General features: G+C 73.4%; 11 protein-coding genes. 7 read left to right on the forward strand and 4 right to left on the reverse strand.

The window, feature by feature from the left end; translation table 11 throughout:
• Positions 1 to 116 precede the first annotated feature (116 nt).
• From CED_RS25275 to tatB, 3 genes are all read left to right on the forward strand, one after another.
• Complete coding sequence (locus CED_RS25275) at positions 117 to 323, forward strand: hypothetical protein (protein WP_023841760.1); 207 nt, start codon at positions 117 to 119, stop codon at positions 321 to 323.
• A gap of 1,404 nt (positions 324 to 1,727) precedes the next feature.
• Positions 1,728 to 3,089, forward strand: coding sequence for a S1C family serine protease (locus tag CED_RS11090; protein WP_023841761.1), 1,362 nt, complete (start codon positions 1,728 to 1,730; stop codon positions 3,087 to 3,089).
• 67 nt (positions 3,090 to 3,156) lie between these two features.
• Positions 3,157 to 3,696 (forward strand): Sec-independent protein translocase protein TatB, encoded by a 540-nt coding sequence (gene tatB / locus CED_RS11095; RefSeq protein ID WP_011438203.1) that lies wholly within the window; start codon positions 3,157 to 3,159, stop codon positions 3,694 to 3,696.
• Positions 3,697 to 3,824: 128 nt separating this feature from the next.
• Here tatB and CED_RS11100 read toward each other — a convergent pair whose 3' ends face one another.
• Positions 3,825 to 4,967, reverse strand: a complete 1,143-nt coding sequence (locus CED_RS11100; RefSeq protein WP_011438202.1) for an Mrp/NBP35 family ATP-binding protein — start codon at positions 4,965 to 4,967, stop codon at positions 3,825 to 3,827.
• A 305-nt stretch (positions 4,968 to 5,272) separates the two neighbouring features.
• On the opposite strand from CED_RS11100, the gene CED_RS11105 reads away from it, so the two are divergent.
• On the forward strand, positions 5,273 to 5,791 hold the full coding sequence (locus CED_RS11105; RefSeq protein ID WP_011438201.1) for a MarR family winged helix-turn-helix transcriptional regulator: 519 nt from the start codon (positions 5,273 to 5,275) through the stop codon (positions 5,789 to 5,791).
• 58 nt (positions 5,792 to 5,849) lie between these two features.
• On the opposite strand, the gene CED_RS11110 is transcribed toward CED_RS11105, so the two are convergent.
• Together CED_RS11110 and CED_RS11115 are read right to left on the reverse strand one after the other, a co-directional pair.
• Entirely contained in the window at positions 5,850 to 6,719 is an 870-nt protein-coding gene (locus tag CED_RS11110; protein ID WP_011438200.1) for a PHP domain-containing protein, read from the reverse strand.
• A gap of 132 nt (positions 6,720 to 6,851) precedes the next feature.
• Positions 6,852 to 8,294, reverse strand: coding sequence for an aldehyde dehydrogenase family protein (locus tag CED_RS11115; protein WP_035910352.1), 1,443 nt, complete (start codon positions 8,292 to 8,294; stop codon positions 6,852 to 6,854).
• A 282-nt stretch (positions 8,295 to 8,576) separates the two neighbouring features.
• Here CED_RS11115 and gabT point away from each other — a divergent pair, with 282 nt between their 5' ends.
• From gabT to CED_RS11130, 3 genes are all read left to right on the forward strand, one after another.
• A complete protein-coding gene (gabT, locus tag CED_RS11120) occupies positions 8,577 to 10,004 on the forward strand; it encodes a 4-aminobutyrate--2-oxoglutarate transaminase (protein ID WP_051868764.1) in 1,428 nt (475 codons plus the stop codon).
• A 157-nt stretch (positions 10,005 to 10,161) separates the two neighbouring features.
• Entirely contained in the window at positions 10,162 to 10,806 is a 645-nt protein-coding gene (locus CED_RS11125; RefSeq protein ID WP_035910406.1) for a DUF6758 family protein, read from the forward strand.
• A 108-nt stretch (positions 10,807 to 10,914) separates the two neighbouring features.
• Positions 10,915 to 11,895, forward strand: coding sequence for a diacylglycerol kinase family protein (locus CED_RS11130; RefSeq protein WP_108913333.1), 981 nt, complete (start codon positions 10,915 to 10,917; stop codon positions 11,893 to 11,895).
• Here CED_RS11130 and CED_RS25280 read toward each other — a convergent pair.
• On the reverse strand, positions 11,879 to 12,603 hold a 725-nt coding region (locus CED_RS25280), incomplete at its 5' end, for a cbb3-type cytochrome c oxidase subunit I (RefSeq protein WP_035910354.1). The genes CED_RS11130 and CED_RS25280 overlap by 17 nt on opposite strands.

A 12,603-nucleotide genomic window follows, 5' to 3' on the forward strand; every position in this document is an offset into this window, starting at 1 on the left:
GNCAGGCGGGCCGTCCCGCGCCGGGGCCCGCGCGTCAGCACCTGCGGCGGCCGGCTTCGCCCGCCCCGCGCCGGCGGCTGCCGGCCCCGCACCGTCGTCCCACCCCCCGGACCAGCATGCGCCGAACCCTCCTCGGATCCGCCGCGCTGATGCTGCTCGCCGTCGCTGGTGCCGCCATCGCCGACGGCCAGGAGAGTACCCAGACGCCGGGGCCCGTCGCGGTGCCGACGGTGTCCTCGGTCGTCGCCCCGGGCGTTGCGAACGGCGTCCCGAGCCGGCTCACCCCGATGTTCGCCCCGGTCCGGGTGTCCTTGCGCCGTTGATCGTCCGCCCGTTCGGGCCGACTCGGGCGAATTCGGGCCGACCCGGGCGAACACGTTCCCCATCGACCCGGTCGGGGGTGTTTGAACGGGGGTATTCGGACGGGGTAGGCCGTCCCGGGTACCGGGAGGCGGTCGGGGCCGTGAGTTTCAGGGTGTCGCCTGCTCCGTCTCCCGGCGCCAAGCCCTGGCTGGTCGCCTTTGTCCGGCTGTCCGCCCCGGTCGCCGCCGGAAACCGGCGGGACGCATCTTTCCGGTACCTGAAAGACATTTTCTGGGTGTTCTGGAGGAGAGGTCTCGTCTGGCCTGATGTGAGGCTTTACCGTGTTACCCGCTCGGACGCGTCGCGCGTGCTTTCCAGGACGGAACCGGTCGCCGGCGTTCCGCCGTGCCGTGCGACGAGCGAGTCGGGGAGGACGTGTGGACGTCAGCGACAACGAGGTGCCTGTCGCGAGCGTGGAACCGGTCGACCCGCCCGTACGGCCCCGACGTCTCGAGCGGTCATCCACGATGCGGTCGGTTCCCGCCGGCCCGGGCCACCGCGCCGATCCTTCCCGCCCTGGTGTCCCGCGAGCCGCCGGCGCGGCGCCTTCCGCCACCGACGGCAAGCCGCGGACCGATCAGGCCGGTGGCCGGGTCGCGGCGGCGCGCGACGAGACGACCGTCCCCTCGACCGGTGGGACGATACCCGTCAGTCGGCTCCGCCTTCCCGCCACGCCCCGGCCCACCACGGCCGGCGGTGCCGGGCCGCGGGTACAGCCCGGGGTGGTCGTCCCCGTGCAGCCGTCGGGACCCGTGCAGCCGTCCGGGTCGGAACCGGCGGCCGGGACACGCCGTCCGCAATCGCCTCGTACGGCATCCACCACCGCGATGACCGGGCCGGCGGAGGAGACCCGGCCCGAGCGGCGACCCACGGCCGCCGGGACGCCGGGCACGGGTAGCCCGGCGGCACGCGCTCCTGAGCCGGCCCCGGGGACTCCATCGGGTGCGGGGCCATCGGGTGCGGGGCCATCGGGTGCGGGGCCATCGGGTGCGGGGCCGCAGCCGCGGCCCACGGCCCGTGAGGGTGCGACGCCGGAATCCGGGGCGGCGCGGATTCCGGTACGTCAGCCCGGCCGGCGTCCGCCGACCCTCCCACCCGGTGAGGACAGGGCCGGCTCCGCTCCTGGAGGGCATCGCCACCCCCGGCATTCCGGGCGGGTCGAGGGGGCCGCTCCGGGCGTGGGTGCTCCGGGCGTGGGTGCTCCGGGGGCGGGTGCTCCGGGGGCGGGTGTTTCGAGGACGGGCGTTTCGGGTCCGGGGGCGCCGGGCGCCCGGGCGGGCTGCGACCCGGGCGCCGCCGCGACCGACCGCGGGCGCGCTGCGGCGGACGGGAACCCGCGGGAGCCGTCGGGAGGCTTGCCGACGGTGACCGCGGTGCGTGGCTTCGGCACGCAGCCGCCGGCCCCACCGCCCGCCGAGACGGGCTCCCCGCGGGCGTGGTCGCCGACCTCGACGCCGTATCCGCTGCCCGCGGACTCCGACGGCGGCGGCTCCGAGAGCGGCGGCTCCGACAGCGGCGGCTCGAACGCCGCGCCGTTCGCCGTGCCGTTCGCCGATGTCCTGACTGGTCGTTCGGCGCCGCGGGGGCGCCTGGTCGCTCCTGGTCGCCCGGTCGTTCTCGGTCACCGGGTCCTCCTCGCGAGCATCCTGGTCGCGGGTCTGCTGGGTGGGGGGATCGGTGCGCTGCTCGTCTCGATGACCGAGCGCGGCAGCGACCAACAGGCGTCGGCGGCCCTGCCGGTCGGTACCGCCGCGCCCAGCTCCGACCGCAGGTCGGTCGCGTCGATCGCCGCGACGGCTCTGCCCAGTGTGGTGACGATCGACGCCGGTGGCGGGGGGGACGGCGATGCCGCGGGTACCGGCTCCGGGGTGATCATTAGCCCGGAGGGGTACATCCTGACGAACAACCACGTCGTGGCGTCCGCGGTCGCCGCCAGAACTCCGATCTCCGTGCGCCGCTACCAGGAGTTCGGCCAGGTCCGGGCCGACCTGGTCGGGCGGGATCCCAAGACTGACATTGCCGTTCTGCGGATCCCGGCCCCGCAGCCCCTGCCGGCGGTGACGCTCGGCCAGTCCGGCTCGCTGGTCGTGGGAGCGCCGGTGGTTGCCATCGGGGCGCCGTTCGGCCTCGCCGGCACCGTGACGACCGGCGTCGTCAGCGCGCTCGACCGCAATCCCATGGTCCCGGCCGAGAGCGGCACCGACCCCACGGTGCTCATCGGGGCGATCCAGATCGACGCGGCGATCAATCCGGGCAACTCCGGTGGTCCGCTGCTCGACGGCCTCGGCCAGATGGTGGGGATCAATACCGCGATCGCCGCGGTGCCCGGCCATGAGTCCCAGAGCCAGAGCGGCAGCATCGGCGTGGGGTTCGCCATCCCGATCGACTTCGCCCGCTCGGTCGCTCAGGAGATCATTTCGACCGGTCGGGCGACCCACCCGTACCTCGGCGTGTCAGCCGCGACCGTCACCGCCGGCCAGGCGAAGGCCATGGGGACCACGTCGGGTGCCCGCGTCGTCAACCTGGCGCCCGGTGGCCCCGCCGAGCGCGCCGGGCTGCGCGTCGGCGACATCATCACGCGGGTGGACACCAGGGTTATCAGCGGGATGAACGACCTCATCGTCGCAGCCCGGCTCCACCGGGTAGGTGACCGGGTGTCGGTCGCCTACGAACGCGCCGGTGCCACCGCGACCACCCAGCTGACGCTGCAGGAACAACAGCGCTGAGCCGCAGACATCTTTTCGTTGCCCACGAGCTCCTTGCCCGCAACACCGGGAGAGGTACGCTCAGCGCGTGTTCAACGGTGTCGGGTGGGGTGAAGTCGTCGTCTTGCTTCTGATCGGGCTGTTCGTCTTCGGCCCGGACAGGTTGCCCAAGGCCGCCAGGGACGCGGGACGCGTGCTGCGTCAGCTGCGTCAGCTGGCCAACGGCATGCGTAACGATCTCAGGTCCGAGCTGGGCCCGGAATTCGCCGATCTGGATATCCGGGACCTGCATCCCAAGACCTTCGTCCGCAAGCACCTGTTCGAGGACGATCCGGTTCTGCCGCCATACCTCACCAAGCGGACCTCGCTCGACTCGCTGCTCCTCGGTGACGATCCGCCCGCGGCGCCGTCACTGACCAAGTCCTCGCTGCCGAGAGATCCCGCGGCCAAGGATCCGGCTCGTCCCGGCGCCGAGGCCGCGGTTCCGGCGGCGCCGCCCGGTCCGGTGTCCCCCATGCTGTCGAAGGTCTCGCCGAGCAAGGCGTCCGCCGCCCGCTCCGTGCCGGCGCAGCCGGCACGGAGCGACGGCCCGGCGACAGAGGTGCCCTTCGACTCGGACGCCACCTGAGGTTCGGCGTCGCCTGAGGTTCGGCGTCGCCGCCGGCTCGATGCACCCGCCCCGGGGCGGGGCCAGCCGGGGCCGGGCTCGCGTCGATCAGGCTGCGCGAACCCGGACGGACGGCCGATCGTAGGTGTTCAGCGCCCCACCGGCGTGAGGTTGAGGCTGCGTCCGGCGAGCCCACGGGAGCGGTAGGTGAGCCGGCCCGCCACCGCGTGCAGGGCCTTGCCCGCCTCGCTGTCCGGCTCGCCGATGACCAGCGGCATGCCGTTGTCGGCGCCTTCCCGGAGCCGGACGTCCACCGGGATCTGGGCCAGCAGCGGTACGTCATGACCGAGCACCCTGGTCAGCCGCTCGGCCACCGCAGCCCCGCCGCCAGAGCCGAACACGTCGACCCGCTCGCCGCAGTGCGGGCAGGGCAGCCACGCCATGTTCTCGACGACCCCGACCACGTTCTGCCGGGTCTGCACGGCGATGGTCCCGGCCCGCTCGGCGACCTCGGTGGCCGCCAGCTGCGGGGTCGTGACCAGCAGCAGTTCGGAGGACGGCACCAGCTGGGCCAGGGAGATGGCGATGTCACCGGTGCCGGGCGGTAGGTCCAGGAGAAGGACGTCCAGGTCACCCCAGAAGACGTCTGACAGGAACTGCTCCAGGGCACGGTGCAGCATCGGTCCGCGCCAGGTCACTGGCTGGTTGCCGCGCGTGAACATCCCGGTGGAGATGACTCGCACCCCGTGTGCCTGGGGCGGCATGATCATCTTTTCGACCTGGGTGGGCGGGCGGTCGATGCCCAGCATGCGGGGCACGGAGTGCCCATAGATGTCGGCATCGAGCACACCGACCGACAGGCCCGAACGGGCCATCGCGGCGGCCAGGTTCACGGTGATCGAGGACTTGCCGACGCCGCCCTTGCCGCTGGCGACGCCGTAGACCCTGGTGGTCGAGCCTGGTTGGGCGAAGGGAATCGCCTTGGGGGCGTTGCCCCCCCGCAGTTTCGCGTGCAGGGCACCGCGTTGCTCGTCCGACATGACCTGCAGATCGACGCGGACCTCGCGGACGCCCTCGACCGCGCTGACGGCTCGACTGACCCGATTGATGATCTCGTCGCGCATGGGGCAGCCGGACACGGTGAGCAGGACCCCGACGTCGACCGAGCCGTCGTCGAGCACGCGAACCGACGAGACCATGTCCAGCTCGGTGATGGGACGACCGATCTCGGGATCGTGCACCGTCGCCAGAGCCGACTGAATCGCGTCGGGGGAAGGCCGGGATAGGGACAAGGGAAACCTCAGNCACAGGTTGGTATCAGGTGCGGCCCGCCGGGCCGCCTGTGGGTCCACGATAGCCCGCGGGGGACGTGACGGCGCCGGCTCACGATCCCCGGTCCGCCGTGTTCGGCGGACCGGGGAGCGTGAGCCGCCCTGTCGGCTTCACGACGGGTGCGGAGCGTGCCCATCGTCATGACCAGGGGTGATTGTGTCCCGGTATGTGCCTGGTATGTGTCCCGGTGACGGAGGCGGCTGCTTGGGACGGTTTTGCGGGCGGGCCGCGACGTAGGCTGATCGTGCGGAGGCGGGAGGACGCGATGGCAGTCGAAGAGATGTTCGGCGCCAGCTCCGAGACCGGCGAGGACTGGGTCGACGAACATGGGATGTGGGCTTGGCGTGAGCTGCTGCACGCCCATGCCCACGTGACCCGGGTCCTCGAGGCCGAGCTCGAGGCGGCTCACCGGCTTCCCCTGGCCTCGTACGACGTGCTGGTCCAGCTCGCCGAGGCCCCGAACGGCGAGTTACGGATGAGCGAACTCGCCCAGGCGGTGCTGCTCTCCCGCAGCGGTCTCACCCGGTTGGTCGACCGGCTGGAACGGGAGGGACTGGTCGCCCGGCGGTCCTGCCCGTCGGATGCCCGCGGCACGCTCGCCACCCTCACCCCGCAGGGATTCGACCGCTTGCGGGCGGCCTCGGGCACCCACCTCAAGGGGGTCGCCCGGCACGTGCTCTCCCACTTCAGCCGAACCGAGCAGGACCTGCTCGCCGAGCTGCTGGGCCGGCTGAGCCCGCCGAGGCCGGGCGGCAACGGCCGGGGGTACGACGCGAACGCCTGAGCGGCCATGGCCTGCCGGCAGCGTGCCCGGCAGCGCGTGCCCGGCACCGCGCGGCCGGTCATCCGGACGCGGTGATCGGGACCGCCCCCCGCGCGGTGGAGATCAACGCCTCGTACGCCTCCCGGGAGGTGGTCTCGGCCCCGAGCCCCTGGGGCTTGCTGGCGCCGTGGAAGTCACTGGAACCGGTCGCCACCAGCGAGAGCTCGGCAGCGAGGCCACGTAGCCGGCGCCGCGCGACGGGTAGGTGATCGGGATGATCGACCTCGAGGCCGGTCAGGCCCGCCTTCGCCATCGCCTCGATCACCTCGGGACCGACTGTGACGCCGCGCCTGCTCGCGAACGGGTGCGCGAACACGCTCACCCCGCCGGCGCCGTGGATGAGGCGAAGCGCCTCCCAGACGTCCGGCTGCTCCTTGCCCACCCAGTACGGTCCGCCCGCGCCGATCCACCGGTTGCTGAACGCGGCCGCCACCTCGGGGATCAGCCCGGCCTCGACCATGACCGCGGCGATGTGGGGGCGGCCCACCGTGCCGGCCGCCAGCTCCAGGACCCGTTCCCAGCGCACCGGATGCCCGTCCGCGGCGAGTCGGTCGACCATCCGACGGGCCCGGGTGGCGCGATGTTCCCGCACCCGGGCCCGGGCCGCCGCGAACGCCGGCTCGGCCGGGTCGAACAGGTAGGCCAGCACGTGCAGGGATACCCACGCACCTGCCACCTCGACCTGGCAGGAGATCTCGGCGCCCGGCACCAGGGTCAGCCCGGCAGGCAGGGCCGCGGCCGCGCGGCCGATGCCCGCGATGGTGTCATGGTCGGTGAGCGCGAGGATCGACAGGCCCTGCCCGGCTGCGAGCCGGACGAGGTTCTCCGGTGACTCCAGGCCGTCCGAGGCGGTCGAATGGGTGTGCAGGTCGATGGCCACCCGCTCCATAATGCTTCATAGTGGCAGCTTTTCGCCGCGCGGCGATGATGTGGGCGGCAGGCCGGGGCGGCAGGCCGGGGTGAGACGGCGGTGCGGGCGGTGCGGGCCGTGGTGGTGGGCGACGGCGGGCGGCAGGGAGGCCTACAGGTCCAGACCGGTCAGGACCAGCACCCGGTCCTCGGTGAGGTCGGTCATGGCCGAGCGGACCCCCTCCCGCCCGATGCCGGAACCCTTCGTCCCGCCGTAGGGCATCTGGTCGGCCCGGTACGACGGGACGTCGCCGATGACGACCCCCCCGACCTGGAGCTCCCGGTGGGCGCGGAAGGCGGTGGCCAGGTCGTGGGTGAACACCCCGGCCTGCAGGCCGTAGGCGCTGTCGTTGATCCGGGCGAAGCCCTCGTCAACGCCGTCGACCGCCGCCACGACGATCACCGGGCCGAAGACCTCCTCGCTCACCACCTTGGCGGTGGGCGGAACGCCGGTCAGCACGGCCGGGCTGAGACTCGTGCCGTGGCGCGTCCCGCCGCAGACGAGTGTCGCCCCCGCCTCGACGGCCTCGGTGATCCACGCCTCGACCCGTTCCGCCGCCGCGACGTCGATCAGCGGCCCCACGTCGGTGGCCGGGTCGGCCGGATCCCCGTCGTGCAGCGCCCGCACGGCGGCGACGATCTCGGCGAGCAGCTCGTCGACGATCGTGCGGTCGGCGTAGACCCGCTGCACGGCGATGCACGACTGGCCGGCCTGGTAGTTGGCGAACAGGGCGATGCGGCCGGCGGCCCGGGCCAGATCGGCGGNGGNCGCGNNNNCGGCGGCGACCAGCACCGCCGCGTTCCCGCCGAGTTCGAGGACCACATGCTTGCGGGGGACCGTGTCGCGGATGGACCAGCCCACCGGGCCGGAGCCGGTGAAGGACACCACGGGCAGCCGAGGGTCCGCGACGAGCGGGCCGAGGCGGTCGTTGGGGATCGGGAGGACCGACCACGACCCCTCGGGCAAGCCGGCGTCGGCGAGCAGGTCGCCGAGGAACAGCGCCGACAGCGGCGTGCGCGGGGCCGGCTTCACGATGATCGGCGCGCCGACCGCCAGCGCCGGCGCCACCTTGTGGGCGACCAGGTTGAGCGGGAAGTTGAAGGGGGTGATGCCCAGCACGGGCCCGCGGGGGAAACGCCGGGTGAGCGCGAGCCGTCCCTCCCCGGGGGGATCGGTGTCCAGCCTGGTCAGCTCCCCGGCGAAACGCCGGGCCTCCTCCGCCCCCCAGCGGAAGGTGGAGCTTGCCCGGGCCACCTCGGCACGCGACCAGGTCAGCGGCTTACCGCTCTCCGCGGTGATGAGACGGGCCAGTTCGTCGCCTCGACGGGCGATCTCCTTCGACACGCCGGCGAGCGCGCCGGCGCGGACGTGGGCCGGCAGCGCCGCGAACGCCGGGGCGACCGCCGCCGCGGCGGCCACGGCCGTCTCAACCTGGTCGGGGTCCGGCTGCGCGACGACGGCGACCTCCGCGCCGTCGAACGGGTGCCGAACGGTGGTCGTCGCCGACCCGGTGGCCGGCTTGCCTGCCAGCCAGAACGGCGTCGGCTCGCTCATCGCGCGGATGACCGGTCGGCGCGGGCGGCCACCGGGCCGCCTGGCGTCGAGCCGCCTGCCGTCGTCATCACCATCGAGCTCATTCTAGGCGCCCGCGCGGGCGGGGCGCCTGCGGCGCGCCCGGTCCCGCCCGAGGACCACCGGCCGGATCCCGGCGGCGGGGGACGATGGCCGGCCCGGCCCGGCCCGGCCCGGCCCAGACCGGACCAGGGCCGCGGCGCGGCGGCGTGGCCCGGGCCGTGGACAGGTACGTGCGCGCATACGATCAGGTAGGAGCCGACGATGACCATTCCCAACCCGGCGGCGACCGGAATCGGCCTGCCCGCCACCGGCGGCCCGCGGCTGCCCCAGGAGCCGCGTCTGCACACCGAGATCCCCGGCCCGNGGTCCCGGGCACTCGCCGCGCGCCGCGTCGGCGCCGTGGCCCGGGGGGTCGGTGAGACCCTCCCGGTCTACGCGCACGCGGCGGGCGGCGGGGTCGTGGTCGACGTGGACGGCAACTCGCTCATCGACTTCGGTTCGGGGATCGCGGTGGTCAGCGTCGGCAACGCTGCGGACGGGGTCGTCGAGGCCGTGCGCGAGCAGATCGGCCGGTTCACCCACACCTGCTTCATGGTGACGCCGTACGAGGGCTATATCGCCGTCTGTGAGGCGCTGAACCGGCTGACGCCGGGTACCCATGAGAAACGCTCGGCATTGTTCAACTCCGGAGCGGAGGCCGTCGAGAACGCCGTCAAGATCGCGCGCAGCGCGACCGGCCGGGGCGCGGTCGTCGTCTTCGAGCACGCTTACCATGGCCGGACGAACCTGACGATGGCGATGACCGCGAAGTCGATGCCCTACAAGAGTGGGTTCGGGCCGTTCGCGCCCGAGGTCTACCGGATGCCGCTGGCGTATCCCTACCGCTGGCCGACCGGTCCCGACCGCTGTGGGGAGGAGGCCGCCGAGCGGGTGATCGAGCTCGTGCGGGACGAGATCGGGGCCGCGTCCGTCGCCGCGATGGTCATCGAGCCGATCCAGGGGGAGGGCGGTTTCATCGNCCCCGGGACNGGGTTCCTGCCCCGCCTCGCCGAGTTCTGTACGGTCGCGGGGATCGTGTTCGTCGCGGACGAGGTGCAGACCGGGTTCGCCCGGACCGGGACGATGTTCGCCTGCGAGCACGAAGGCGTCGTCCCGGATCTCATCACCACCGCCAAGGGCATCGCCGGCGGCCTGCCGCTCGCGGCCGTCACCGGCCGTGCGGAGATCATGGACGCCCCCCAGGTCGGCGGGCTCGGCGGCACCTACGGGGGGAACCCGGCGGCCTGCGCCGCGGCTCTCGCCGCGATCGACCTCATCGAGTCCGAGGACCTGGCCGGCCGGGCCCGCCGGATCGGCGAGATCGCCCTGCCCCGCCTGCACGCGTTGCGCGAGCGGTACGACTTCGTCGGGGATGTCCGGGGGCGGGGCGCGATGGTCGCCCTGGAGCTGGTCCGGGGCGCCGGCGACGACAGCCCGGACAAGGTCCTCACCGCCGCCGCGGCCGCCGCCTGCCATCGTCGCGGCCTGATCGTGCTCACCGCGGGCACCTGGGGCAACGTGCTCCGGCTGCTGCCACCGCTGGTGATCGAGGAGCCGTTGCTGCTGGCTGGCCTCGATCTCCTCGACGAGGCGTTCGCGGAGCTCGCGGCGCGCCGTCAGCCTCCCTCCCCGGCCCGCCCGGAGGGGTGACGGAGGGATGGCGCACCCGGCTGTTCGGCATATCTGCCCAGGTCGGACGATTGCGGGTGGGAACCTGGTGGGGCGANTGCGGGTGGAAAGCCGAGGGCATACCGGTGCCGGAGTGCCGATGTTCGGCGACATCTCCACCTACGCCAGGAGGCGCCCGGTGACCATTGCTGCGGCCTGCCCGCGCTGTCTCGGACCGCTGCGTCCACCCGATCTGTGGAGCAGCCAGTGGCGGTGCGACGATCACGGGGNGGNGAGTCCCTACCNCACCGCCGTGTCGTCGCGGGAACAGGCGCTCCACGCGCTGTCGAAGACCTCGACGGTCCCGATCTGGTTGCCGCAGCCGATGCCGGTCCACTGGTACGTCAGCGGCGTCGGCTGGGCCGGTGACGAGCGTACCGGGCCGCGTGCCACGGCAGTTGCCGCCGCCGGGCCCTCTCCGTTGGGCGGGCCGGCCGAGATGGTGCTCGTCGCCGAGGCGCCTCGGGTGGGACTCGGCGCCCGGCTCGCGGGCATCAGCGGTCCCGATCCCGAACCGCTGCCCGGCGTACCGGAGGCGAAGGTAGAGGCCGCCGGGCATCCCACGGCGCTGTGGCCGCTGGTCGTACCCCCCGATCGGGCGGCGTTCGTCGGGGAGGCCCGGGGGGTGTGGCTGTGGCTGGTGCTCTGGCCGGCCGACGCGGCCCTGCTCCTGCTGGAACACCTCGTGCTGCGGGACCTGCGCGACGATCCGCAGCTCGGCGAGCGGTCGTTCTTCGGTGCATCGAGCCAGCACCTGTCCGCGGGGCCGCTGCCCGGGCGGTGAGCCGCCATGGTCACGCATCCCCGGCTCCGCATCCCCGGCTCCGCATCCCCGGCTCCGCATCCCCGGCCGCTGGGGGACCTGCCGCACCCGCCCGTAAGCTCGCTCACCATGACGGACGCCGCTGCCCCCCGCACACCCTCCCGGGGAAGCCTCGGTGCGGTGGCGCCGCAGCCGCTGCGGGTCGAACCCGCCGAGGTCGACCGCAACCGGCTGGCCGTGATCGTCAACCCGAGCGCGGGTCACGGGCGGGCGATGCGGATGCTCGACGGCGTCCGCGTCGAGCTCGCGCGCTGGGCGCGGGACGTCCGGGTCACCCCGACCCGCGACCTCGCCCACGCGGACGATCTCGCGGCGGCGGCCACCGCCCAGGGCCGGGTCGTGGTCGCGCTCGGGGGCGACGGCCTAGCTGGCTCGGTGGCAGGGGGGGTGGCCCGCTGCGGCGGCGTGCTCGCGGTGCTCCCCGGCGGGCGCGGTAACGACTTCGTGCGTGGTCTCGGCCTGCCCCGCGACCCGTGCCGCGTCGCGGCCGGGCTTGCGCACGCCCGGGAACGCCGGGTCGACCTGCCCGAGGTCGGCGGCCGGCCGTTTCTCGGGATCGCGAGCGTTGGCTACGACTCCGACGTCCAGGTGATCGCCAACCGGACCCGGTTCCTGCGCGGCCAGCAGGTCTACACCTACGCGGCGCTGCGGGCGCTGGCCGCCTGGCGCCCGGCGCGCTTCACGGTGACGGTGGACGACCTCGCGCCTCGGGACCTGGTCGGGTGGACGGTTGCGGCGGCGAACTCGGCGTACTACGGCGGCGGGATGCGGTTCGCCCCCGGGGCGGACATCGCCGACGGGCTGCTGGACGTCCTGCTGATCTCGCGCACCTCCCGCCTGACGTTCCTGGCGCTGTTCCCGCGGGTGTTCTCCGGGCGTCACGTCGACACCCGGCACGTGCGGGTGCTGCGGGCCCGGCGGGTGCGCATCGAGGCCGACCGGCCCTTCGCCGTCTACGCCGACGGCGATCCGCTGGCGTCGTTGCCGGCGGAGATCGTCGTGCGCCCCGGTGCCCTGCGGCTGCTCGTGCCGGTTATTCCGGCGTCCTGAAGCCGGATTCCGGCGCCGGGCGGTCGGGTCCGGCCGCTGTGGATTCGGCCGCTGTGGATTCGGCCGGGTCCGCGGTCTCGGGCCTCGGCGTGGTCTCGGGTGTCAGTGTGATCTCGGGGGTCGCATGATAGTCGATGCGGCCGGCTGCCTGGGGATAGTGCAGGTCGAACGCCGGGCGTTCGGAGCGGATGCGCGGCAGCGTCCGGAAGTTGTGCCGCGGCGGGGGGCAGGAGGTCGCCCATTCCAGCGAGTTCCCGTAGCCCCAGGGGTCGTCGACGACGGCGAGTGGGCCCTTGCGGTAGGAGTGCCAGAGGTTGTAGATGAACGGCAGCGTCGAGAGGGCGAGCAGGAACGAACCCGCGGACGAGATCGTGTTCAGCGTGGTGAACCCGTCGTTCGGTCCGTAGTCGGCGTACCGGCGGGGCATANCCTGCACGCCGAGCCAGTGCTGCACCAGAAACGTCGTGTGGAAGCCGAGGAAGACCGTCCAGAAGTGGATCTTCCCGAGCCGGTCGTTCATCAGCCGGCCCGTGACCTTCGGGAACCAGAAGTAGGTGCCNNCGTAGGCGGCGAACACCACGGTCCCGAAGANGACGTAGTGGAAGTGGGCGACGACGAAGTAGCTGTCGCTGACGTGGAAGTCGATCGGCGGGCTGGCCAGCAGTACCCCGGTCAGACCACCGAACAGGAAGGTCACCAGGAAACCGA

This window comes from Frankia sp. CeD (genome assembly GCF_000732115.1).
In the GTDB taxonomy this organism is placed as follows: Bacteria; Actinomycetota; Actinomycetes; order Frankiales; family Frankiaceae; genus Frankia; species Frankia casuarinae.